The organism is Serratia sp. B501 (assembly GCF_051172315.1).
GTDB lineage: Bacteria > Pseudomonadota > Gammaproteobacteria > Enterobacterales > Enterobacteriaceae > Serratia > Serratia ureilytica.
The window spans coordinates 1,123,150-1,144,752 of record NZ_JBPIZB010000001.1 but is presented as its reverse complement, the minus strand read 5'-3'; the positions used below and the strand labels follow the sequence as shown (position 1 = coordinate 1,144,752).

The following is a 21,603-nucleotide window of genomic DNA, read 5'->3' as shown; positions in this document are numbered from 1 at the left end:
TAATTCAACGTTGAACTTTCGTTATTGATAAGACTATTCCGGCTATTGAGGTTAATGATATTCGGATTATTTATGATGAACCCACCGGCAAGCGGGAGAGGTGCCGGCGCTTTGCATGTTTATGCATCCGTTGTGCAGGGCGGATGTGTTACCGCTGGCCCGTGCGCCGTGCTCGCCCGCGCCGTTTGGCGGCAGGGCTGAAAGCCGATGATGAATGGGCTTTCCGGCGGTAAATGGTCGGAGGAGCGATGAATAAATTGGCCCCCGTTCATCGATATTCAAATGTTGCATATCAAATTCCATAAAGATTCAAATTTTTTAACGCTATAAGCGGCAAAAAAGCGGAAATGATGAGGCAGATAGGCGTCAATACGATGAAAGTTTTGTTAAAACGCCAGCAGAATGCGGGGTCTGGCGCAGTGATTTTGGCAAGCAGAAAATAGCCGATGCTTCAACATCTTTTGGCCTATTTAAGCAAATGTGGCTCTCGACCGTTTCAAATATGTGCGACATGTCGTTCAGTGATTAAAAATGGCTTGCCATCGCATACAGAGTATGTGATAACGCATCTGGGTAAAACGAGGTACAGTTCTGTATATGTGTGGCATTTTCAGTAAAGAAGTTCTGAGTAAAGACGTTAGCGTTGAATACCGCTTCTCTGCCGATCCTTATCTTAGTGCCTCAAGCAGTAACGACTCTAGTTTGTCTATGTAACGCCTACGGGCGGTTTAAACAATCCAAAGGAAATACTCAAGATGGCAAAGATCAAAGGTCAAGTTAAGTGGTTCAACGAGTCTAAAGGTTTCGGTTTCATCACCCCGGCTGACGGCAGCAAAGACGTGTTCGTACACTTCTCTGCAATCCAGGGTAACGGCTTCAAAACCCTGGCTGAAGGCCAGAACGTTGAGTTCGAAATCCAAGATGGCCAGAAAGGCCCATCTGCAGTAAACGTTACTGCTATCTAATCAGCGTCAGCTGTACAAAAAGCCCGCCTTCGCGCGGGCTTTTTCGTTTCCGTCATTCGGCGACGATGACGATGCCGGCGTACTGGTTGCGGCCTTTAATGCCCGGATGCGTCGGATCCTGCGCGCGCCGATGGCTGTTGCGGCGATAGCTGGTGTATTTGAAGCGCTGCGGCCGCTGCGGATCGACGTCCGGCGTGCAGATAGTGCAACTGCCTGAGCGGTCAACGGCGGCGAAGCCGAGCGCCGTCAGCTTGTATTCGGCGATCGCGGCCAGATCCAGATGCCGATAGTGCGGGCTGATCAGCGTAGCGGGCAGCGGCAGACGCTGTTTAAAGTTTTCCACCAGCGCTTCGTCAACTTCGTAACAGCACGGGCCGGCGGCGGGGCCGATGGAGGCCACCCAATCGGCGGTGTCGCCGTCCTGGCGAATGCGGGCCGCCATCTGTTCCAGAATACCGTCCAGCAACCCGCGCCAGCCGGCGTGCACCGCCGCGATGGCGCCGCCGTCACGACGGCTGAACAGCACCGGCAGGCAATCCGCCGTCAGCACGCTGAGCAGAATGCCGGGCTGGCGCGTGTAGAAGCCATCGGCCTCACCGCACGCCTGCGCCGGTTGCAGCACATCGACGATGCGGGTGCCATGCACCTGCTTCTTTTCCGGCAATGTGGCGCTGTAGGGCAGCAGATGCCCCGGCAGCAGCGCGAGTTTGCTGCCGAAGCCGTGCTGAATGTGGGGCACCGCATCGAGCAGCGCGGAACGATCGCTCATAAATTATTTTCACCTGCGTGAGAAAACAGACTCTCAGTGTAGCCAGCTTTTTCCCCGCTTGGCCAGGTGTTGTTGGCGATGAAAGCGAGCGGGGATGCGCCTTGCATCAAACCGGCGCCTTCTTTAGACTAGCCGCGCCCTGTCTCTCTGGAAGCCCATTCATGTCTTATCAATGTCCCCTGTGTCATCAGCCGCTGCATTTTTCATCTCAACAATGGCGTTGCGACGGCAATCATCAGTTCGATCAGGCCAAAGAGGGCTACGTCAATCTGCTGCCGGTACAGCACAAGCGATCGAAGCAGCCGGGAGACAGCGCGGAAATGATGCAGGCGCGGCGTGCGTTTCTCGACGGTGGGTATTATCAGCCGCTGCAAGCGCAGGTGGCCGAGTGGCTGGATGTGGCGCTGGCGGCCGATGCTGGCGCGTTATTGGACATAGGCTGTGGGGAAGGGTATTACACCGCCGCCGTGGCCTCACGGCTGGCCCAGGGGCGCAATATGGCGGTCTACGGGCTGGATGTCGCGAAGGTGGCGATCCGCTATGCCGCCAAACGTTATCCGGCGGTCTCGTTCTGCGTCGCCTCAAGCCACCGTTTGCCGTTCGCCGACGGGGCGCTGGATGCGGTCTTGCGCATCTACGCCCCTTGCAAGGCGCAGGAGCTGGCGCGGGTGGTGAAGCCGGGCGGCGTGGTAGTGACGGTTTCGCCGGGCCCGCGTCATCTGTACCAGCTGAAAGAGCGGGTGTACCAGCAGGTGCAGCTGCATGCCGAACAGGACGAACAGTTCGATGGGTTCGACTGCGAGCGCAAAGAGGCGCTGGCCTATACGATGACCTTGCCGGGCGCGCAGGCCGCCAACCTGCTGCAGATGACGCCGTTCGCCTGGCGCGCCACGCCGGAAGTGCAACAGCGGTTGGCCGAGGGCGGGGAGTTTGTGTGCGAGACGGATTTCGTCCTGGCGCTGTACCGACGTCGCGCTTAAAAGGCGCGGCGTCCAGAAACAAAAAACCTGCCGCGGCAGGTTTTTTTTTGCAGTTCGGTCGCTTCAGGCCAGGTAGCCGAGGTGTTCCAGCAGGATGTTGACGCCGATACCTATCAGCACCACGCCGCCGAGGATCTCGGCGCGTTTGCCGAGCAGCGGGCCGATAAAGCGGCCGATCATCATGCCCAGCGTCGCCATGATCATGGTGGCGCAGCCGATGGCCATCGCGGTGTGCACGATATTCACCTGCAGGAAGGCCAGGCCGACGCCGATCGCCATGGCGTCGAGGCTGGTGGCGATGGCGGTGGCGACCAATAACCAGAAACCATGGCGTTTGACCTTCTCTTCTTCGTCGGGCCTGTTGCGCACCCCTTCGACGATCATGCGCATGCCGAGAATGAACAGCAGCGAGAAGGCGACCCAGTGGTCCCATTCCATGATGTATTGGCTGGCGAACAGGCCGATGGCCCAACCGATGAGCGGGGTGATCGCTTCCACCACGCCGAAGATCAGGCCGGTGCGGATCGCTTCGCGAAAACGGGGTTGATGCAGGCTGGCGCCTTTGCCGATTGAAGCGGCGAAAGCATCCATGGACATGCCGAAAGCGAGAATAAGCGTTGCTGAAAGGTTCATGTGAAATAGCCTCGGCCGGGTGGCTCCATATACACGTAACCCACCCCCAACCAAACGACGGAGTTACGTGTCTATGGTCTCGCCAACCTTACCTGGCTGCCCGCACCACGTTTCATACGGCGAAACGAGTATGTTGATACGGGCGTTTCTGGTTTTTATTCTCCAGAAACCGGCTACTCCCCAATGACGGCGCAACCATACCATATTATTTCAGCCATCGACAACCTTATTCTTTGGCAATATTGGCTCTTAATTGAGACTCGTTTTCATTAATCTGAGTTCATGGGGGAATATAATGTAGCCGGGGGTAACAATGTTGCGGAAATAATAGTCAGAAAAGAAATGGCGCTGCCGATTAATTGTCCACAAGCAGCGCGGGGTTTGAGCGATAACGGAATGGATTTATTTTTATTTATTGATTATCAACGAAAAAGTGATAAATCTTCTCCAGGTCGTCCAGGTGAGTTACCTGAACCAACAGCCGGCGCTGTTCCAGGTCGATGGCCAGAATGCCATCCTCCGATAAATTCATGGCTTTAATGCGGTTATATTCGACAAACACATTGGCGAAGAAAAAACCGTGCGCTTTAAACACCATCTTGGGCGAGCGAATATAAGCGATATAGATGGCGAGCAGCGCCAAAGAAATAAGCAGATAGGTGGTTAATACCGCGCCGTTGGTGGTGACGTTGCGGTAAATCAGAATGGCGATCAGGCCGACGAAAATCAGGCTGTCGAGCCGGTTGCGGCGTTTGAGCGGCACTTTGAGCCGCGTTTTGCCTTTCAGCAGATCCATGCCGAATTCGTCATACAGCGAATACAGCAACAGCAGGGCGATAAACAGCATCAGTACGGCGTCGGTCAGTGACATCTCTTGCTCCACACATAAAAAAGCCGGGGGTTGCCCCCCGGCCGTTCCGAACGATTACAGGCCCAGCAGGCCAATCCAATAGCCAAAGATACCGATGACGAAGAAGCCGATGATGATCCACAGCGCGTTGACTTTCTTGCGCAGCAGCCACATGCAGGCGAAGGTCAGCAGCAGCGGCACCAAGCCCGGCATCAGCTGGTCGAGGATAGTCTGCACCGTGGTGACGTTGGTATGCCCGGTCTGGTCGGTTATCTTGGACACCACCAGCGGGATATTCACGTGCGTCCACTTGTTGACCAGCGCCCCCATCACAAACAGGCCGAGAATGGACGCTCCTTCCGTCAGTTTTTGCAGGAAACCGCCGCCCATGTCGTTGACGATATCCACCCCTTTACGGTAACCGTAGGCCACGCCGTAGTAACGGGTCAGCAGGCGCACCAGGTTGAACAGCACGAAGAACAGGATCGGCCCGAGCAGGCTGCCGCTCATGGCGATGCCGGCGCCGAGCGCGGCGAACACCGGCCGCACGGTGCCCCAGAAGATCGGGTCACCGACGCCTGCCAACGGCCCCATCAAACCGACCTTGATGCCGTTGATCGCGCCGTCGTCGATCGGCGCGCCGTTGGCGCGTTGCTCTTCCATCGCCATGGTCACGCCGAGCACTGGCGCCGCCACGTAAGGGTGCGTGTTGAAGAACTCGAGATGGCGTTTGATCGCCTGTTTGCGATCGTCATTGTTTTCCGGATACAGGCGACGGATCACCGGCACCATCGAGAAGCAAAAACCCAGCGCCTGCATGCGTTCGAAGTTCCATGACCCCTGGAACAGGTTAGAGCGCAGGAATACGCCGCGAATGTCGGCCGGCGTGAGTTTCTTTTGAGCAGTTGTATCAACCATTTCTCTCACCTATTCCTAGTCGAGTTCGTTATCGAGATCGTTCGCGTTAGCCGGGCCGGCCTGGACAACCTGAGATTTGTTGTATTTCGGGCTGAGCTGGATATACAGCACGGCCATCACCACGCCGATGACGCCGAGCGCCACCAGGTTGAAGTTGGTGAAGGCGGCGGTAACGAAACCGAGATAGAAGAACGGCATCAGGTAGCCGGCGCGCATCATGTTAATCACCATTGCGTAACCGACCACGACGATCATGCCGCCGGCGATGTTCAGGCCGCTGGTGACCACTTCCGGGATCGAGTTGAGCAGGGCGTGTACCCCGGCGGTGCCGACCGAGATGGCGACGATGACCGCAGGGATGGCGATACGCATCGCCTGCAGCAGCAGGGCGCCGATATGGATCCAGGTGATGGCGCGCAGGCTGCCGCGCTCCGCCGCGCTGTCCGCCGCGTGCTGGAAGGCCACGGTGAGGGTGCGCACGATGATGGTCAGCACCTGGCCGGCCGCCGCCAGCGGAATGGCCAGCGCGATACCGGCGCCGACGCTCTGCCCACCGGCGATGACCAGAATGGTCGAGATGATGGACGCCAGGGCGGCATCCGGCGCGACCGCCGCACCGATGTTCATCCAGCCGAGGGCGATCATTTCCAGCGTACCGCCGATGATGATGCCGGTTTTCATGTCGCCGAGGATGAAGCCGATCAGGGTACAGGCGACCAGCGGGCGGTGGAACTGGAACTCGTCGAGGACGGAACCCATCCCGGCGATACAGGCAACGATAAATATCAGCACAATCTGAAGAGTGGTGATCTCCATTGCACTTCTCCTATGACCAAAAAAGCTCTGAGTAAAATAATCAGCGGCTGGCGCCACTAATTGAGTTTGTTAATCAGGTCCATCATTTTTAGCCGGCTGTCGGACGAGACCTTACGCACCTCCAGCTCGATACCGCGGTCGTTCAGCTTCTTAAACGCTTCGATATCTTTTTCATCGACGGAAACGGCGTTGTTCACCTGGGTTTTCCCCTGACGGAACGCCATGCCGCCGATATTGACGGATTTAATCTCCACGCCGCCTTCCACCAGACGCCAAACGTCGGTCGGGTTGGTGAATAACAGCATCACGCGATCGTTGGCGTATTTCGGGTTGTTCCAGACGCGGATGGCCTTCGCCACGTCCACCACGTGAGCGGTGACGCCCGGCGGGGCAACCTGGGTCAACAAGGTCTTGCGCACATGGTCGGCGGCGACCTCATCGCTGACGACGATGATGCGGCTGACGTTGGTCTCTTTGGTCCAGCGGGTGGCGACCTGGCCGTGGATTAAGCGATCGTCGATACGCGCCAGGCCGATTTTCATGTGATCGTTCGGCCCCAACGGCGCCTGAGGAGCAGCGGCTTTCGGGGCGGGTGCTGCGGGTTTTGCGGGTTCTTCTTGCGGTTTTTTCAGCGCTTTCACGCCTTCACGGCCGGTTTCCAATGCCAGCGCCACCAGTTCATCGAAAGCGGGGTTATCGTCCCGCGCCATGAAGGTTTCCACCAGCATCGGAATGTTGACCCCGGTGACGACCTCATAGTTGTCTTTATCGACCGCAATGCGGCTGGCGGCGTTGAACGGGCTGCCGCCCCAGGTATCCACCAGGAACAGCACGCCGCCGCTGGTATCCAATCCACTGATTTTTTCGTTGTACTTGACGATTAACGTTTCGGCATTCTCACCGGGAACGAAGTCTATAAAGGCGACGTTGTCCTGCTCGCCCAATAGCATCTCCGCCGTTTTCAGCAGTTGTTCCGCTGCAGCCCCGTGTGTGCCGATGATAATAGCTATTGCCACTCGCTACCTCCTCGTTGAACTCCAGGCACGGTGTGTATCGTTCTTCCGTGCCGTCTTGGCAGTCACTTCCGCGGTTCAGATACATTATGGTAGAAAAAAAGAAACGCACGCCTAACATTTCTCACGCAGTTTCAAATGCCTGTGCGTGATACTTCACGAACGCGAGATTTATTTTAGTGAGTGAAAAAATATTTTTTGTGACGCTGCTCCGCTATTGAATGCTCGGATAAATCTTAACGGTCGTGGGCGAGATGACAGGGCGCAACCTTAAACCGCCGTTGAAAAAGCCGCTTTGTCCGCCAGAAAAATCCTGATACAGTAATTTCCTCTTTCATCACTAAGGAGTGAAGGGCCTCAGCCCTCCCTATGGACTGTCACCGAAGTTACTGTTTTTCCAGGTTTCACCCGCCACCTGCTGGCGTTACATATGCTGTTCGGCCGCTCGGCCACCACCCGGTAATCCCATCCCGTCACCTTGCTATTGTCGACTGCGCCCATGCAGCGGCGGCATCGTCACGTCTGAGCCTCCTGCGCTCATTCCCACTTTTCTCTGGAGTCTGATATGGAATTTTTAATGGACCCCTCTATTTGGGCGGGGTTGCTTACGCTGGTGGTGCTGGAAATCGTGCTGGGCATCGACAACCTGGTGTTCATTGCCATTTTGGCCGACAAGCTGCCGCCGAAGCAGCGTGATAAAGCGCGCATCATCGGCCTGTCGCTGGCACTGCTGATGCGTTTGGGCCTGTTGTCGGTGATCTCCTGGATGGTGACGCTGACCACGCCGCTGTTCAGCGTCGGCGATTTCAGCTTCTCGGGCCGCGATCTTATCCTGCTGTTCGGCGGGGTGTTCCTGCTGTTCAAAGCCACCATGGAGCTGCATGAACGGCTGGAAGGGCAGACGCACCAGGACGGCGCCAACCGCGGTTACGCCAAGTTCTGGGCGGTGGTGGTGCAGATCGTCATCCTCGACGCGGTGTTCTCGCTCGATGCGGTGATTACCGCCGTGGGCATGGTGAACGATCTGCCGGTGATGATGGCGGCGGTGGTGATCGCGATGGCGGTGATGCTGTTGGCGTCCAAACCGTTGACTAACTTCGTTAACGCGCACCCGACCATTGTGGTGCTGTGCCTGAGCTTCCTGTTGATGATCGGCCTGAGCCTGATCGCCGAAGGCTTCGGCTTGCATATTCCTAAAGGTTATCTGTACGCCGCGATCGGCTTCTCGATCCTGATTGAATTGTTCAACCAGATCGCGCGTCGCAACTTCATCAAGCATCAGGCGCGTCGCCCGATGCGCGAGCGCACTGCGGAAGCGATCATGCGCCTGATGGGGCAGCAGCGCGCGCAGCAGACGGACGATGCGGTCGCCTTGCCGCGGGATGAAACCTTTGCGGAGGAAGAGCGTTATATGATCAGCGGCGTGCTGACGCTGGCCTCGCGCTCATTGCGCAGCGTGATGACGCCGCGCACCGAGATTTCCTGGGTCGATTGCGAGCGCTCCCGCGAAGAGGTGCGCGAACAGCTGCTGGACACGCCGCACAGCCTGTTCCCGGTGTGCCGCGATTCGGTGGATGAGATTGTTGGCGTGGTGCGCGCCAAGGATCTGCTGGTGGCACTGGAGCTGGGTGAAGATATCGCCGAGTTCGCCGCCCGCACGCCGCCGATCGTGGTGCCGGAAACCATGGACGTCATCAAGCTGTTGGCGGTGCTGCGTCGCGCCAAAGGGCGTCTGGTGGTGGTCACCAACGAGTTCGGCGTCGTGCAGGGGCTGGTGACGCCGCTGGACGTGCTGGAAGCGATTGCCGGTGAATTCCCGGACGAAGATGAAACCCCGGACATTGTGGCGGAAGGCGACGGCTGGCTGGTGAAGGGCGGGACCGACCTGCACTCGCTGGAACAGGCGCTGGCCTGCGATGATCTGGTGAGCCCCACCGCGGACTACGCCACCCTGGCGGGGCTGCTGTTGGCCCACTACGGCCAGATGCCGGTGGTGGGGGATACTATCGAGCTGAACCACCTGCGTTTCGATATTGTGGACGTCTCCGAATACCGCATCGAACTGGTGCGTGTCACCCGCGTCGTCTTTGACGAGCCGTCGCAGTCGTAACCCGTTCGCCGGAGGCTCAGGCCTCCGGCGGATCCTCTTGCGCATGCCTGACGCGCGATTCGTACTGTTGCAACCATAGCGGGAAAACGTGGATCGGCATCGGTTTGGCGAAATAATACCCCTGCAGGGCATTGACCTCGCGTGAGCGCAGGTAGTCAGCCTGTTCCGCCGTTTCTACCCCTTCAGCCACCAACTTCAGCTTCAGCCGCTGCGCCAGCGTAATGATGGTGTCGGTCACCGTGGCGTTAACCGCGTCGGTGCCGATGGCCGCGGTAAACCCGCGGTCAATCTTCAACACGTCCGGGCTGAGGTTTTTCAGGTAGCTCAGCGAACTGTGGCCGGTGCCGAAATCGTCGATGGCCAGCATGATACCCATGTCTTTCAGCGTCCGGATTTGGTCGTGCTGGATGGCCGACAGCGCGGTGCGCTCGGTCAGCTCCAGCATCAGTGACGGCATCGGGTGCGCTGGCAGCCAAATCTGGCGGATATCGTCGATGATGTTGAGCGTTTTAAAATGCTCGGCGGCGACGTTGATGCTGATGTAGAACGACGGCCGCGGCGGGAACAGCTGCAGATTTTCCGTCACGGTGTTCATCAGATAGCGGGTCAGCGGAATGATCAGCTCATGCTGCTCGGCCAGCGGGATAAACACGTCTGGCGATATCCATCCCTGCCGTTTCTTTTTCCAACGCAGCAGCATCTCGACGCCGGCGCAGCGGCCGGTATCGCTGTGAATGATCGGTTGGCAGTAAACGCGGAACTCCCGGTGGGTAATGGCATGACCGATGTGATAAGACAGGCTCATACGGTTAGCGGTGAGCAGGTAGACCACATAGGCCGCCAGCAGGCTGATCAACAGCGCCAGAGGAATATGGCGCGGCAGTGCGGAAAACGCCAGCATGCCGACCTGCGGGCCAAACAGCGAAATCGAGAACGGGTACCGCTCGGAACCGGCGGTGTAACGCAGATCGTTGGTCAGGGTGTCGCGGCGCAGGATTTCACGGCGTCCGTATTCCAGGCTGCTGTCAGCTACGTTCAGCACCATTCGCTGAACATAAGGCTCCTGCGGTTCGAGTAAAAAGTTCGATAACAGCTCGATATTGAAGACGTGCAGCACGCCGCTGGTTCTATCGCCGGGGGAGGGTGTCCACATCACCAACGTGGGCAGTCCTTTGCTCACCGCCAACGAAGGGCGCAGCGCCAGCTTGACGTTGCTGTTGACGAAAATCGGCAGCACGGCGGCCAACTGATAATGACGGGCGCCAAACAGGCTGGAGCAGTAGATGACGCCATTTTTTACCAGCAGCATGGCGCGCAGCGCCTGATTTTGCGCGGCGCGAAAGCGCAGGGTCGATGAGACGTTCTCGCAGGGTTGTTCCAGCATGTCCATACTGCGTTCCGCCTGCAGCTGCGCGGGGGACAGCAGCTGGTCAATCTTGCCGACGGTGCGGGTGGCCAACGTTTGCTGGCTCTGCTCGATGCTTTTGACCTCTTGATAGTAACGGGTATACAGCGATACCAACAGAATAGCCGCGCCCACCGCTCCGGCCAGCAGCCAACGGTAGTAACGATATTGGGACGCGGCGAGGTGGGTCATCAACATCCGGTAAATCCTTGTTCGGTAATCCAGCTCCGAGTCACGGTCAGGCCATAGATCCTTAAGTTGCGCTCGGCTAATTCTAGCCTGAGGTTATACAAGATTGATGGTAACTCAGTAAATTATTTCGATTTGGCAAAACAGAAGGTCAATTTGCAGGCTAACCGCCGGATCGATGAGAAAAATGCAGGATTTTTTCTGGTGACATTGTCACAAAAACGCTCAATGAATTGATTACCCATAAAAAACCCCGCCGGGTGGCGGGGTTGTCGGTCAGTCGCATTGCACCTTGATAGCCAGGCCGCCGCGTGATGTTTCTCGATACTTGGCGTTCATGTCTTTGCCGGTTTCATACATGGTCTCGATCACCTTATCCAGCGAAACGCGCGGTTCGCTGGTGCGGCGCAGGGCCATGCGGGCGGCATTGATCGCCTTGACCGAGGCGATGGCGTTGCGCTCGATGCACGGCACCTGCACCTGGCCGGCGACCGGATCGCAGGTCAGACCCAGGTTGTGTTCCATGCCGATTTCCGCCGCCACGCATACCTGCTCAGGGCTGCCGCCCAGCAGTTCGGCCAGGCCGGCCGCCGCCATGGAGCAGGCAACGCCGACTTCACCCTGACAGCCGACTTCGGCGCCGGAAATGGAGGCGTTCATCTTGTACAGCGCGCCGATGGCACCCGCCGCCATAAAGTAGCGGATATAGATGTCCGGGCTGACGGACTCGATGAAGTGATCGTAGTAAGCCAGCACGGCAGGCACGATGCCGCAGGCGCCGTTGGTCGGCGCGGTGACGACGCGGCCGCCGGCGGCGTTTTCTTCGTTAACCGCCAGCGCGAACATGTTGACCCAGTCGATCACGTTCATCGGATCGTTGGACAGTTTATCCGACGCCACCAGCATGCGGCGTAGCGCGGAGGCACGGCGCGGCACGCGCAGCGGGCCCGGCAGCACGCCTTCGGTGTTCAGACCGCGATCGATGCAGGCGCGCATGGTTTGCCAGACGTTACCGAAGTAGGTGTCGATCTCTTGCTTGCTGTGCAGCGCCAGTTCGTTCTGCATCACCATGCCGGACAGCGACAGCCCGGTCTCGCGACAGTGGTCGAGCATTTCGCGCGCGGAATTGAACGGATAAGGCATTTGCAGTTCTTGCTCGGCGGCCTTGCCGAAGTTCTCTTCATCGACGATGAAGCCGCCGCCGATAGAGTAATAGGTCTTGCTGTACACTTCTTTATCGCCGGCGAAGGCGTGGACCTGCATGCCGTTTTCGTGCAGCGGCAGGTTGTCGCTGCGGAAGACCATGCCGCCGTCGCGCGGGAAATCGACTTCATGCAGGCCGTTGGCCAGCATCAGGCGTTGACGTTGTTCTACATCGCGAATAAAACCCGGGATGCTATCGATATCGACGGTGTCCGGCATGTTGCCGGCCAGGCCGAGAATGATAGCGATATCGGTATGGTGACCTTTGCCGGTCAATGAGAGTGAGCCGTAAACGTCTACGGCAACACGCGTGATAGAAGGCATCAGGCCTTTATTTACCAGATCGTCGACAAACTGTTTGCCGGCTTTCATCGGTCCAACCGTATGAGAGCTGGACGGGCCGATGCCGATCTTAAACATGTCGAAAACGCTAATCACGCTAAAACTCCTTAAAGAGACGTATTGTTATGGCTGCGGCGGTTAAAAACCGCGCAGGGAACAGCGATATTGTAAAAGGGCCGTGCGGGTTCGGCTGCCTTTTTCGCATGAAATTAAATAATCCGTGGTGTCGCTTTTTTTACTGATTACCCGGGGCGAACCCTTGTGCGGGGCATCCGCTTTCGCCCAAGCTCCATTAACGGTAATCGCGCCAGCTTTCCTTGCTGAACGCCGCCGGCTTAATCCCTGTTTCTACAGTGGTTTATCTCGGACGGTGGTATTTTACAGGTATTTCGTAAGGTTTAAGAGAGGGTTTACAGTTTTTTTAAAACCATTCAACCGGAACGGTAGTTGAAAAAGCGATCAAATGAAGTGATTTCGATCGCTTTACCCGCAGCGGAGGCCGGCAACCGTGCCAGATTGCGAGTCAGATCACGCAATGCCGGCTAAATACTGACTTGCTGCGCCAGGCGGCGAATGATGGCGGCGGTCAGCCCCCAGATAAACTGGCTGTGGTACCAGGAAAGGTAAATCCGGTGCGTATGGCCGGCGCGATGAATGTCCAGCGGGTAGTAACGCGACAGGGTCAGCGCCTCCCGCAAAGGCATTTCAAACACGTCAGCCACTTCGCCTTCGTTGGCGCGGAACTGCACGTCCGGCGAGACCAGGCCGACGATAGGCGTGACCTGAAATCCGGTGCTGCTGTCGAGCGGCGCCATTTGGCCGAGTATGGTAACCGCCTGCGGCGGTATCGCCACTTCTTCCTGCGCTTCTCGCAGCGCCGTCACGATCGCCGACCCGTCTTCAGCGTCGGTTTTACCGCCGGGGAAGGCCACCTGGCCGGCATGTTTGCGCAGCGAGTCGGCGCGGCGGGTCAACAGCAGCGTCGGCTCGGCGCGGCAGACGATCGGGATCAGCACTGCGGCCGGGCGCACATTGTGCGAGATCTGCGCCGCCTGAGGTAGCTGCAGTTGGAAACGGCTGATAAAGGCGTGCAGTGAAGCCGGTGCATTTGGTGGGATCACGACTGGGCGCACTCCCCGAGCTGCGGCAGAATGCGGCCAACCTTGTCGAAGGTCTCCTGATATTCCGCCTGTTCCTGGCTGTCCGCCACGATGCCGCCGCCGGCGGAGCAATGGATGCGGCCGTTTTCGGTGACGAGCGTGCGAATAGTGATGTTGGTGTCCATGGTGCCGCAGGCGCTCAGGTAACCGATGCTGCCGCAATAGGCGTTGCGACGCTGCGGCTCCAGTTCTTCGATGATTTCCATCGCCCGCACCTTGGGCGCGCCGGTGATCGAGCCGCCGGGAAAGCAGGCGCGCAGCAGTTCGGTCGCCGAGGCGGTGTCCGGCAGGGTTGCGGTGATGGTGCTCACCAGGTGGTGCACCGCCGGGAACGGCTCCACGACGAACAGCTCCGGCACGCGCACGCTGCCGGGCTGGGCGACGCGGCCGATATCGTTGCGCAGCAGATCGACAATCATCAGATTTTCAGCGCGGTCTTTGGGTGAACCGGTCAAACGACGAGCCTGTGCGGCGTCTTGTTCCGCGTCCGCCAGCCTCGGCAGCGTGCCCTTGATCGGGCGGGTTTGGATGCGCTGCTGCTCCAGCCACAGGAAGCGCTCGGGAGAAACGCTCAACACGCTGTTGTACGGCAGACGCAAGAACGCGGAGAACGGCGCGCGGTTGCTGGCGCTCAATTGGCAAAACGCCTGCCATTCATCTCCTTGATAGTCTGCGGAGAATCGCTGCGCCAGATTGATTTGGTAACAGTCGCCGCTGCGCAGGTAGTGCTGAATGCGTTGGAACTTCTCGCCGTACTGCTGCCGGCTCATATTGGCGCGCCAGTCGCTCAGCAGCGTGAAAGGGCGTGCCGCAGGCGCGGTTTGGCTATTGAGCCAGCGCCAGCGCTGTTCCACGTCGCCATAGCTGAGCAGCGTCAGCGTTTGCAGCCGGTGGTCGGCGATCAGCGCCCAGTCATAAATGCCCACCGCCATGTCCGGCAAGGCGATGTCGGCTTCGGCCAACTGCGGCAAGCTTTCCACCCGCCGCCCAAGATCGTAGCCGAACAGCCCCAGTGCGCCGCCCTGAAACGGCAGATCCGGATTAAAGGCCGGTTGCCAACCTTGCGCCACCATCTGCTGTTGCAACAACTCAAACGGATCTTGTTGCGACCGTATTGTTACGTCGTCACTTATGATTTCCGTGGTGGCGCCATGAGTCGTGAGAGTAATGCGCGGCTGCGCGACCAGAATATCGAAGCGGTTGTGCGAATGGTCGGCAAAGCCCGAGTGCAGCAGCATCGCCCAAGGTTGCGATGAAAGCGGGGCAAAAAGCGTCATCAGGGCGCTGCGATGGTAGGGCAAAGACTTTATGTTTGGGGCGGTTACGCTCATGAACGTCAATAAACCTGGCTGTGAAGACGGCAATATCTGGCGGCTAGTGTGCCATAGACGGCCATGGCATGCATGTTTTGCCATGCGAGACATGCAGCACACCTCACATAAACGGCAGTTCAATAAACCTGAAATAAGGCATTTTTTGCGCCATTGTTTATACTTCGATATGTTAAAAATTTAACGTCAAAATAACTGGAAGCATTTTTCACCGAGGGCGCAAGACCCGAGAAATATAAAGACAACTCGTTAATTTCACACTTTTATTGTTGCTCGCTGTTATTAAGCGGGCGATGCGAAACGGTTTTGCCTGTGTTTTTTACGGTGGCCGTCTTGTGAAAGTTATTCCTTGTTGTGGAACGCTTTTCTTATAGAAAGCATGAAAAGACAAACAAGATGAATCTTATTTAGCTTGCGGCGGAAATGTGAATGTTTGCGTCATATTTCGCTCGGGCGCTGAAGCGATTTCTTTTTTTCAAAAAAATAAAATTATCATTTTGTTACATTATTATTGAAGAGCTGCCTATGTCGTTAATGCTGAGCGTCATCGTCCCGATGCACAATGCGGGAGAACTGTTAGAGCCTTTCCTGGCTTCGTTGCTTGCCCAACGAGAACAGCGGTTGGAGGTGATCATCGTTAACGATGGTTCCACCGATGGTTCGGGGGAGGTCGCCCACCGCTATGCGGCGGCGCATCCGCATATTCGGGTTATCGATCAGGCGAACGCCGGCGTTTCCAGTGCGCGTAATGCCGGGCTCGCCGTTGCCCGAGGAAAATACGTGGCGTTTCCCGACGCTGACGATCTGTTGGCGCCGGAAATGTATTCCACGCTGCTGGAGCAGGCCGAACAGCACCAACTAGACGTGATGCAATGCAATGGCGAACGCTATTTTGCCAGCCAGGACGAATTGCAGCCGATTTTTCCTCAGGAGCGTTTACGCACCACTGATGTTATCACTGGCGTTCAATGGTTCGAACGCGCGTTGAAATCGCGAAAGTTTATTCACGTTGTGTGGTTGGCGATATATCGTCTCGATTTTATCCGCCAGCATCGGCTCTATTTTGAACCGGGCTTACATCACCAGGATATTCCCTGGACGACGGAGGTCATGTTTAATGCCAAGCGGGTCAAATATTTAAGCACGCCGTTGTACCGCCAACGGGTGCACGACAAGTCGATCAGCAATCGCCGTCGCACCGGCAAGGCTAACGTGGATTATCAGCGCCACTATATGAAAATCGTCGAAATGCTGGAGCGGCTCAACCTGCGTTATGCGAGCACCATCGCCATTCGGCCGGCGTTTCATTGGCAGATCACCCGTGAAGCGCTGGGGATTTGCCACAGCATTCGCCGTGAGCCGGATCCGGCCGCTCAGAATCAGATTACCGAAGAGTTTTACCAACGTGGCATCGACAGAGCGATGCTCGCCAATGCGCGCGGCGTGAAGCAGGGGTGGCATGTCATGCTGTGGCGGCACCGTTTAAAGCAGTGGCGCAACGATAACGGCTGTTCACAGCCGGCCTGAGGCACAAGACGTTGGGATCCGCCGCGTTAGCGCGTATACTCCTTCTCCCTTTTGCCGGAGAGAACGACACATGCATGCAGGTATGCCATTACTGAGCCACGCGGAGCAGCAGGAAGCGGCGGATCGCATCCATCAGCTGATGGAACAGGGCATGAGCAGCGGTGAGGCCATTGCTCGCGTTGCGCAGGAAATTCGTGAGAAGCATCAGGGCGCTCATGTCGCGGTGCTGTTCGATGACGAAGACGAACAGCAGGATGCCGCGCCGGAGGCGTCGCGGGATGACGATGCTGAAGAAGACGAAGACTATTGATGTTATCGGGGCCGCGCAAGCGGCCCCGTCAGTTTTAGCGGTTGACTGCTACGGCGGCGGCGGCCTGTTTCGCCAGCTCTACCGCGAGTTCCGTGGTGTCCGCCGTCGCCAGCGCTACACCCAGGCGGCGCTGGCCGGCGATTTCCGGCTTGCCGAACAGACGCAGCTGGTTGTGCCCGCGCAGCGCGTTTTCCAATCCGCTGAAGCGCACATCGGTGCTGGTGAGCTGTGGCAGGATCACCGCCGAAGCGGAAGGGCCGAACTGGCGGATAGCGCCGATCGGCAAACCGAGAAACGCGCGCACGTGCAGGGCGAACTCAGACTGATCCTGTGAAATCAACGTGACCATGCCGGTATCGTGCGGGCGTGGCGACACTTCGCTGAAGATCACGTCGTCGCCACAAACGAACAGCTCCACGCCGAACAGCCCGAAGCCCCCCAGGGCCTTCACCACTTTCTCGGCGATAGCCTGGGCCCGGCTCAGCGCCGTAGCCGACATGCGTTGCGGCTGCCAGGACTCGCGGTAATCCCCATCCTCCTGACGGTGCCCGATCGGCTCACAGAAATGCACGCCATCCACGGCGTTGATGGTCAGCAGCGTAATTTCAAAATCAAATCTTACCAGCCCTTCGACGATCACCCGGCCACCGCCGGCACGGCCGCCCTGTTGGGCGTAATCCCAGGCGCTTTGCAGCTGTTCGGGCGTGCGGATCAGGCTCTGGCCTTTGCCGGAAGAGCTCATCACCGGTTTGACGATGCACGGGTAGCCGATATGCTCAACCGCCTGGCGGAAAGCGATTTCACTGTCGGCAAAGCGGTAGCTGGAGGTGGGAAGACCGAGCTCTTCCGCCGCCAGACGGCGGATGCCTTCACGGTTCATGGTCAGGCGTGTGGCTTCGGCGCAGGGCACTACGCGGTGGCCCTGGCGTTCAAGCTCGACCAGCATGGCGGTGGCGATCGCTTCGATTTCGGGAACGATATAGTCCGGCCGCTCGTGTTCGATGACGGCTTTCAACGCGTCACCGTCCAGCATATTGATGACGTGGCTGCGGTGCGCCACATGCATGGCCGGCGCATCGGCGTAGCGATCGACGGCGATCACCTCCAGACCGAGGCGCTGGCATTCAATGGCGACTTCTTTACCCAGCTCGCCGGAGCCGAGCAACATGACGCGGGTGGCGGAAGGGCGCAGGGCGGTTCCAATCGTTAACATAGTTTCGTACCTGGATCGGTGAAAGTAAGCGGATTGATGATCGGCGGGCAGTATATACGAAAACGATTGCGCGCGCAGCCGCCGCGCCGGTTTTGTTGCTAACTGGCTGTTTTTATAACAAACAGAAATATTTGCCCTGTATGAGCGATTGTGCGTTAATAACCGACGGCGAAAGAAGGCCTACTTATCGAAAGGTTTTCGCGTCTCGTGCCGTCAAGGCAGGTTTATCAAGTAAAGGAAACACAAATGAGCAAGATCACTGGTCACGTTAAATGGTTCAACGAAAGCAAAGGTTTCGGCTTTATCACCCCTGCCGACGGCTCTAAAGACGTTTTCGTTCATTTCTCCGCTATCGTCAGCGATGGTTTCAAGACCCTGGCTGAAGGCCAGCAGGTTGAGTTCTCCATCCAGGACAGCCAACGTGGCCCAGCCGCAGCCAACGTCGTTGCGATTTAACGACTGCGTTGCCGAGAAACCCGCCGCCGGCGGGTTTTTTTATGCCCGCACCCCGTAACGCCGCCCATCTCTGTTATCATTTACCGCTGATTCGGCGCTTACCTGCGGGCGCGCCGCCATTCCATTCGTCATATAAGAGTTATCGCCGTGAGCACAGTTTCTTTTTCTTCCCTGCCGCTGCCAGCCGAACAGTTGGCCAACCTCAACGAACTGGGGTACGCCGAAATGACGCCGGTACAGGCCGCCGCATTGCCCGCCATCCTGCAAGGGCGGGACGTGCGCGCCAAGGCGAAAACCGGCAGCGGTAAAACGGCGGCCTTCGGCATTGGTTTGCTGAACAGTATCGTCGTCGGTCAGGTCGCCACGCAGGCGCTGGTGCTTTGTCCCACCCGCGAGCTGGCCGATCAGGTGAGCAAAGAGTTGCGTCGCCTGGCGCGTTTTACGCAAAACATCAAGATCCTGACGCTGTGCGGCGGCCAGCCGATGGGGCCGCAGCTCGATTCGCTGGTGCATGCGCCGCACATCGTGGTGGGGACGCCGGGCCGTATCCAGGAACACCTGCGCAAGAAAACGCTGCAGCTGGACGAGCTGAAGGTGCTGGTGCTGGATGAGGCCGATCGCATGCTGGACATGGGGTTCGCCGACGACATCGACGATGTGATCAGCTATACGCCGCCGCAACGTCAGACGCTGCTGTTTTCCGCCACGTACCCGGCAGGCATCGAGCGCATCAGCGCGCGCGTTCAACGCCAGCCGCTGAGCGTCGAGGTGGACGATGGCGAAGCGCAGACCTCCATCGAACAACGCTTTTATGAGACCGCGCGCGATCAGCGCCCAGCGCTGCTGGTGTCGGCCATTCGCTATCATCAACCCGCGTCCTGCGTGGTGTTCTGCAATACCAAACGCGACTGTCAGACGGTGCTTGAGGCCCTGGAGGCCCGCGGCATCAGCGCGCTGGCGCTGCATGGCGATCTGGAACAGCGCGACCGCGACCAGGTGTTGGTGCGTTTCGCCAACCGCAGTTGCCGGGTATTGGTGGCGACCGACGTCGCCGCACGCGGGCTGGATATTAAAGAGCTGGAGCTGGTGGTCAACTACGAGCTGGCGTTCGATCCCGAAGTGCATGTGCACCGTATTGGCCGTACCGGCCGCGCCGGCATGAGCGGGTTGGCGATCAGCCTGTGCACGCCGCAGGAAATGGCGCGTGCGCACGCGATTGAAGACTATCTGCAGATGAGCGTTGACTGGTCGCCGGTGTCCGAGCTGAGCGGGGCGGCCAACGGCTCGCTGGAGGCGGAAATGGTGACGCTGTGCATCGACGGCGGCCGCAAGGCGAAGATCCGTCCCGGCGATATTCTCGGGGCGCTGACCGGTGATGCCGGGCTGACGGCGGCGGAAGTGGGCAAGATCGATATGTTCCCGGTGCATGCCTATGTCGCGATCCGCAAAGCCAGCGCGCGCAAGGCGCTGCAACAGTTGCAGCAGGGCAAAATCAAAGGCAAAAGCTGCAAGGTGCGGCTGCTGAAATAAGCCGAAGGCGGGTGGCGGTTTGCCTTCCCGCCACGATCTATTTATACTGTATATAATCACAGTAATTTGAGTGTTTGAGGACGCACGCATGGCGGTTGAAGTTAAATATGTGGTGGTGAGAAACGGTGAGGAAAAAATGACTTTCGCGAGCAAGAAAGAAGCCGACGCCTACGACAAAATGCTGGATCTGGCGGACAACCTTGGGGAGTGGCTGCAGCACGCGCCACTGAACCTGGATGACGAACAGCGCGAAGGGCTGAGCTTCTTCCTGGCGGAAAACAAGGATGCGCTGGGTCTGATTCTGCGCGGCGCATCGCCGGCGGAAACCCTCAAGAAACCAGCGGAAAGCAAAGCGAAAAAAGCGGCCTCTACCCCAAAAGAGGGATCTGCGTCAGAAAAGCAGGCGGCATAATGACTTATGTTGCGGTGTTGTGATGAAAAAGGATCTAAAATGAGCCGTGAAATAACTTTCTTCAGCCGCTTTGAGCAAGACATTCTGGCCGGGCGTAAAACCATCACCATTCGGGATGCCAGTGAATCGCATTTTGAACCGGGCGAGGTATTGCGCGTCAGCCGCAAAGAGGACGGCGTATTTTTCTGCTTTATCGAAGTGCTGTCGGTAACGCCGGTGCGCCTGGATGCGCTGACCGAACGCCACGCACAGCAGGAGAACATGTCGCTCGGCGAACTGAAGCGGGTGATCAAGGAAATCTATCCGGGCCTGGATGCGCTGTTTGTCATTGAGTTCGTCAAACGGTAACCCTTTGCCGAAGCCCTGTTGTGAGCCAGGGATGGGCGCCCGGATAGCGCTAATCACAACGGGAGGACATATGAAAAAAACGGGTTTGGCTATCGCCTTGTTGGCCATGATGGGAGCATCGACGACGGTGTGGGCGCAGGATCACGAACAGCGCACCGCCAAGGTGGGGCAGTGTGCGGGCCTGCAGCCGGCGGATATCGCCGCCCAGGTCAAGCGCGACTTCTTGCAGAACCGCATTACGCGCTGGGAGTCGGACAAAAAGCTGCTGGGTACCGCAACGCCGATTGCCTGGGTTAGCCCGGATGCCATCAGCGGCAAGGATCAGGTATGGCAGGTGCCGTTGACGGTGCGTGGCACCAAGGCAGATAAAACCTACAACGTGACGCTCAACTGCAACACCGGCGAAATCGCCTACAGCGCCCCGCAGTAACGCTTTCCCGGCAGTAAAAAGCCCGCCGAGCGGCGGGCTTGATGTTCTCAGGCGGCGTCAGTCGCTGAACGGAATCACCAATTCACCCGGTTTCACTTCCAACCCTTTCGCCAGTTTTTTCGCCAGCGCTTCGGTTTTGCTGTTGTCAGGATTCAGCACATAAGCCGGCTTTTGGTCGAAGTAGGATTTCAGCGACTGGTTCAGATACGGCGTCAGCGCTTTCATCACCGTCTGCATTTTTTCCGGCTGCACGCTGTAATCGGTCAGCTCCATGTCCTTCAGGAAAATGGCACCCTGCGCCCGGTCATAAACCGGCTGCGCCTTCAGCGTCAGCTTCAGATCAGCGGTCTGCGGGCCGAGAATCGACGTGATGTTGACCTTGGCGTCGCCGGAAAGGGTGACTTTACCCGGTTCGCTGCGGCCGATCTGGCTTTGCAACTGAGTCAGCACGATGTTGGCGTCCAGCAGGCCGGGCACGCCGATTTGCTTCTGATAGTCGTTATGTTTCTGCAGGTAGTCATTCACTTCCTGCTCACTCAGGGTGTACTGGGTCAGTTGATTGCAACCGGCCAATACGCCGGCGAACAGCAGGGCGGCTGCGCCCATCAGGATCTTCTTCATTAATGCCTCATTGCGACTGCTGGCGAAAAGTGCTGCAGATAATTGATTAATCATTATAAACGCTCCGCCTGC

Annotated in this window: 23 protein-coding genes and 1 riboswitch; of the genes, 11 read left to right on the top strand and 12 right to left on the bottom strand. The window is 57.9% G+C overall.

The features are described 5' to 3' along the window. Nucleotides 1-597 precede the first annotated feature (597 nt). Nucleotides 598-714, top strand: a complete 117-nt coding sequence (locus ACSBQV_RS05635; RefSeq protein ID WP_002211058.1) for a DUF2627 domain-containing protein — start codon at nucleotides 598-600, stop codon at nucleotides 712-714. A gap of 41 nt (nucleotides 715-755) precedes the next feature. Further along, the gene (gene cspE / locus ACSBQV_RS05630) at nucleotides 756-965 is read left to right on the top strand and encodes a transcription antiterminator/RNA stability regulator CspE (protein ID WP_002221949.1); all 210 of its coding nucleotides are present in this window, start codon (nucleotides 756-758) and stop codon (nucleotides 963-965) included. A gap of 52 nt (nucleotides 966-1,017) precedes the next feature. Here the strand turns inward: cspE (ACSBQV_RS05630) and pgeF are convergent, their stop codons facing one another. Beyond that, on the bottom strand, nucleotides 1,018-1,734 hold the full coding sequence (pgeF, locus tag ACSBQV_RS05625) for a peptidoglycan editing factor PgeF (protein WP_099817951.1): 717 nt from the start codon (nucleotides 1,732-1,734) through the stop codon (nucleotides 1,018-1,020). Between the two features lie 161 nt (nucleotides 1,735-1,895). Between pgeF and rlmA the strand changes: the two genes are divergently transcribed. After that, nucleotides 1,896-2,714: a 23S rRNA (guanine(745)-N(1))-methyltransferase gene (gene rlmA / locus ACSBQV_RS05620; RefSeq protein ID WP_096242324.1), complete on the top strand. Its 819-nt coding sequence runs from the start codon at nucleotides 1,896-1,898 to the stop codon at nucleotides 2,712-2,714. 63 nt (nucleotides 2,715-2,777) lie between these two features. On the opposite strand, the gene mntP is transcribed toward rlmA, so the two are convergent. From mntP to manX, 5 genes are all read right to left on the bottom strand, one after another. Continuing rightward, a complete protein-coding gene (gene mntP / locus ACSBQV_RS05615; protein ID WP_025159822.1) occupies nucleotides 2,778-3,347 on the bottom strand; it encodes a manganese efflux pump MntP in 570 nt (189 codons plus the stop codon). A gap of 11 nt (nucleotides 3,348-3,358) precedes the next feature. Further along, nucleotides 3,359-3,541: riboswitch (yybP-ykoY riboswitch) on the bottom strand. Between the two features lie 218 nt (nucleotides 3,542-3,759). Further along, nucleotides 3,760-4,218: a DUF986 family protein gene (locus ACSBQV_RS05610; RefSeq protein WP_099785912.1), complete on the bottom strand. Its 459-nt coding sequence runs from the start codon at nucleotides 4,216-4,218 to the stop codon at nucleotides 3,760-3,762. Nucleotides 4,219-4,272: 54 nt separating this feature from the next. Beyond that, nucleotides 4,273-5,115 (bottom strand): PTS mannose transporter subunit IID, encoded by an 843-nt coding sequence (locus ACSBQV_RS05605; protein WP_033634889.1) that lies wholly within the window; start codon nucleotides 5,113-5,115, stop codon nucleotides 4,273-4,275. 15 nt (nucleotides 5,116-5,130) lie between these two features. Continuing rightward, nucleotides 5,131-5,931, bottom strand: coding sequence for a PTS mannose/fructose/sorbose transporter subunit IIC (locus ACSBQV_RS05600; protein WP_033634888.1), 801 nt, complete (start codon nucleotides 5,929-5,931; stop codon nucleotides 5,131-5,133). Nucleotides 5,932-5,987: 56 nt separating this feature from the next. Then, nucleotides 5,988-6,947, bottom strand: coding sequence for a PTS mannose transporter subunit IIAB (manX, locus tag ACSBQV_RS05595; RefSeq protein ID WP_089194865.1), 960 nt, complete (start codon nucleotides 6,945-6,947; stop codon nucleotides 5,988-5,990). Between the two features lie 562 nt (nucleotides 6,948-7,509). Here manX and ACSBQV_RS05590 point away from each other — a divergent pair. After that, a complete protein-coding gene (locus tag ACSBQV_RS05590; RefSeq protein ID WP_099817952.1) occupies nucleotides 7,510-9,054 on the top strand; it encodes a TerC family protein in 1,545 nt (514 codons plus the stop codon). A gap of 16 nt (nucleotides 9,055-9,070) precedes the next feature. On the opposite strand, the gene ACSBQV_RS05585 is transcribed toward ACSBQV_RS05590, so the two are convergent. The 4 genes from ACSBQV_RS05585 to pabB all read right to left on the bottom strand — a co-directional run bounded on the left by ACSBQV_RS05585 (nucleotide 9,071) and on the right by pabB (nucleotide 14,684). Continuing rightward, on the bottom strand, nucleotides 9,071-10,657 hold the full coding sequence (locus ACSBQV_RS05585; RefSeq protein ID WP_033643382.1) for an EAL domain-containing protein: 1,587 nt from the start codon (nucleotides 10,655-10,657) through the stop codon (nucleotides 9,071-9,073). Between the two features lie 267 nt (nucleotides 10,658-10,924). Continuing rightward, nucleotides 10,925-12,289 carry an L-serine ammonia-lyase gene (sdaA, locus tag ACSBQV_RS05580; RefSeq protein WP_025159820.1) on the bottom strand — a complete coding sequence of 455 codons (1,365 nt, stop codon included), beginning with the start codon at nucleotides 12,287-12,289 and terminating at the stop codon, nucleotides 10,925-10,927. A gap of 446 nt (nucleotides 12,290-12,735) precedes the next feature. Then, nucleotides 12,736-13,314 (bottom strand): CoA pyrophosphatase, encoded by a 579-nt coding sequence (locus ACSBQV_RS05575; protein WP_033644292.1) that lies wholly within the window; start codon nucleotides 13,312-13,314, stop codon nucleotides 12,736-12,738. Then, complete coding sequence (pabB, locus tag ACSBQV_RS05570) at nucleotides 13,311-14,684, bottom strand: aminodeoxychorismate synthase component 1 (protein ID WP_099786191.1); 1,374 nt, start codon at nucleotides 14,682-14,684, stop codon at nucleotides 13,311-13,313. Before pabB ends, ACSBQV_RS05575 begins: the two co-directional genes overlap by 4 nt. 525 nt (nucleotides 14,685-15,209) lie before the next feature. On the opposite strand from pabB, the gene ACSBQV_RS05565 reads away from it, so the two are divergent. Then, entirely contained in the window at nucleotides 15,210-16,211 is a 1,002-nt protein-coding gene (locus tag ACSBQV_RS05565) for a glycosyltransferase (RefSeq protein ID WP_099786189.1), read from the top strand. A gap of 70 nt (nucleotides 16,212-16,281) precedes the next feature. Beyond that, the gene (locus tag ACSBQV_RS05560; protein ID WP_033643378.1) at nucleotides 16,282-16,521 is read left to right on the top strand and encodes a YoaH family protein; all 240 of its coding nucleotides are present in this window, start codon (nucleotides 16,282-16,284) and stop codon (nucleotides 16,519-16,521) included. A gap of 34 nt (nucleotides 16,522-16,555) precedes the next feature. On the opposite strand, the gene purT is transcribed toward ACSBQV_RS05560, so the two are convergent. Then, nucleotides 16,556-17,734: a formate-dependent phosphoribosylglycinamide formyltransferase gene (gene purT, locus ACSBQV_RS05555; RefSeq protein WP_099785907.1), complete on the bottom strand. Its 1,179-nt coding sequence runs from the start codon at nucleotides 17,732-17,734 to the stop codon at nucleotides 16,556-16,558. 246 nt (nucleotides 17,735-17,980) lie between these two features. On the opposite strand from purT, the gene cspE (ACSBQV_RS05550) reads away from it, so the two are divergent. The 5 genes from cspE (ACSBQV_RS05550) to yebF all read left to right on the top strand — a co-directional run bounded on the left by cspE (ACSBQV_RS05550) (nucleotide 17,981) and on the right by yebF (nucleotide 20,910). Further along, complete coding sequence (gene cspE / locus ACSBQV_RS05550; RefSeq protein WP_004927572.1) at nucleotides 17,981-18,190, top strand: transcription antiterminator/RNA stability regulator CspE; 210 nt, start codon at nucleotides 17,981-17,983, stop codon at nucleotides 18,188-18,190. A 147-nt stretch (nucleotides 18,191-18,337) separates the two neighbouring features. After that, nucleotides 18,338-19,720, top strand: a complete 1,383-nt coding sequence (gene dbpA, locus ACSBQV_RS05545; protein WP_099785905.1) for an ATP-dependent RNA helicase DbpA — start codon at nucleotides 18,338-18,340, stop codon at nucleotides 19,718-19,720. 88 nt (nucleotides 19,721-19,808) lie between these two features. Further along, on the top strand, nucleotides 19,809-20,132 hold the full coding sequence (locus ACSBQV_RS05540) for a YebG family protein (RefSeq protein WP_099785903.1): 324 nt from the start codon (nucleotides 19,809-19,811) through the stop codon (nucleotides 20,130-20,132). A gap of 39 nt (nucleotides 20,133-20,171) precedes the next feature. Further along, entirely contained in the window at nucleotides 20,172-20,480 is a 309-nt protein-coding gene (gene yqfB / locus ACSBQV_RS05535; RefSeq protein WP_099785901.1) for a N(4)-acetylcytidine aminohydrolase, read from the top strand. Between the two features lie 70 nt (nucleotides 20,481-20,550). After that, the gene (gene yebF / locus ACSBQV_RS05530) at nucleotides 20,551-20,910 is read left to right on the top strand and encodes a protein YebF (RefSeq protein WP_089191905.1); all 360 of its coding nucleotides are present in this window, start codon (nucleotides 20,551-20,553) and stop codon (nucleotides 20,908-20,910) included. A 57-nt stretch (nucleotides 20,911-20,967) separates the two neighbouring features. Here yebF and ACSBQV_RS05525 read toward each other — a convergent pair whose 3' ends face one another. Then, complete coding sequence (locus ACSBQV_RS05525; RefSeq protein ID WP_016927416.1) at nucleotides 20,968-21,531, bottom strand: lipoprotein; 564 nt, start codon at nucleotides 21,529-21,531, stop codon at nucleotides 20,968-20,970. Nucleotides 21,532-21,603 lie beyond the last annotated feature (72 nt).

Coding starts and splice junctions, on each gene's coding strand:
- ACSBQV_RS05635 (WP_002211058.1), top strand. CDS start 598: ATGTGTGGCATTTTCAGTAAAGAAGTTCTGAGTAAAGACGTTAGCGTT.
- yqfB (WP_099785901.1), top strand. CDS start 20,172: ATGAGCCGTGAAATAACTTTCTTCAGCCGCTTTGAGCAAGACATTCTG.
- pabB (WP_099786191.1), bottom strand. CDS start 14,684: ATGAGCGTAACCGCCCCAAACATAAAGTCTTTGCCCTACCATCGCAGC.
- ACSBQV_RS05605 (WP_033634889.1), bottom strand. CDS start 5,115: ATGGTTGATACAACTGCTCAAAAGAAACTCACGCCGGCCGACATTCGC.
- ACSBQV_RS05585 (WP_033643382.1), bottom strand. CDS start 10,657: ATGTTGATGACCCACCTCGCCGCGTCCCAATATCGTTACTACCGTTGG.
- cspE (WP_004927572.1), top strand. CDS start 17,981: ATGAGCAAGATCACTGGTCACGTTAAATGGTTCAACGAAAGCAAAGGT.
- ACSBQV_RS05540 (WP_099785903.1), top strand. CDS start 19,809: ATGGCGGTTGAAGTTAAATATGTGGTGGTGAGAAACGGTGAGGAAAAA.
- ACSBQV_RS05565 (WP_099786189.1), top strand. CDS start 15,210: ATGTCGTTAATGCTGAGCGTCATCGTCCCGATGCACAATGCGGGAGAA.
- cspE (WP_002221949.1), top strand. CDS start 756: ATGGCAAAGATCAAAGGTCAAGTTAAGTGGTTCAACGAGTCTAAAGGT.
- ACSBQV_RS05590 (WP_099817952.1), top strand. CDS start 7,510: ATGGAATTTTTAATGGACCCCTCTATTTGGGCGGGGTTGCTTACGCTG.
- ACSBQV_RS05525 (WP_016927416.1), bottom strand. CDS start 21,531: ATGAAGAAGATCCTGATGGGCGCAGCCGCCCTGCTGTTCGCCGGCGTA.
- ACSBQV_RS05610 (WP_099785912.1), bottom strand. CDS start 4,218: ATGTCACTGACCGACGCCGTACTGATGCTGTTTATCGCCCTGCTGTTG.
- ACSBQV_RS05600 (WP_033634888.1), bottom strand. CDS start 5,931: ATGGAGATCACCACTCTTCAGATTGTGCTGATATTTATCGTTGCCTGT.
- mntP (WP_025159822.1), bottom strand. CDS start 3,347: ATGAACCTTTCAGCAACGCTTATTCTCGCTTTCGGCATGTCCATGGAT.
- pgeF (WP_099817951.1), bottom strand. CDS start 1,734: ATGAGCGATCGTTCCGCGCTGCTCGATGCGGTGCCCCACATTCAGCAC.
- yebF (WP_089191905.1), top strand. CDS start 20,551: ATGAAAAAAACGGGTTTGGCTATCGCCTTGTTGGCCATGATGGGAGCA.
- ACSBQV_RS05560 (WP_033643378.1), top strand. CDS start 16,282: ATGCATGCAGGTATGCCATTACTGAGCCACGCGGAGCAGCAGGAAGCG.
- rlmA (WP_096242324.1), top strand. CDS start 1,896: ATGTCTTATCAATGTCCCCTGTGTCATCAGCCGCTGCATTTTTCATCT.
- purT (WP_099785907.1), bottom strand. CDS start 17,734: ATGTTAACGATTGGAACCGCCCTGCGCCCTTCCGCCACCCGCGTCATG.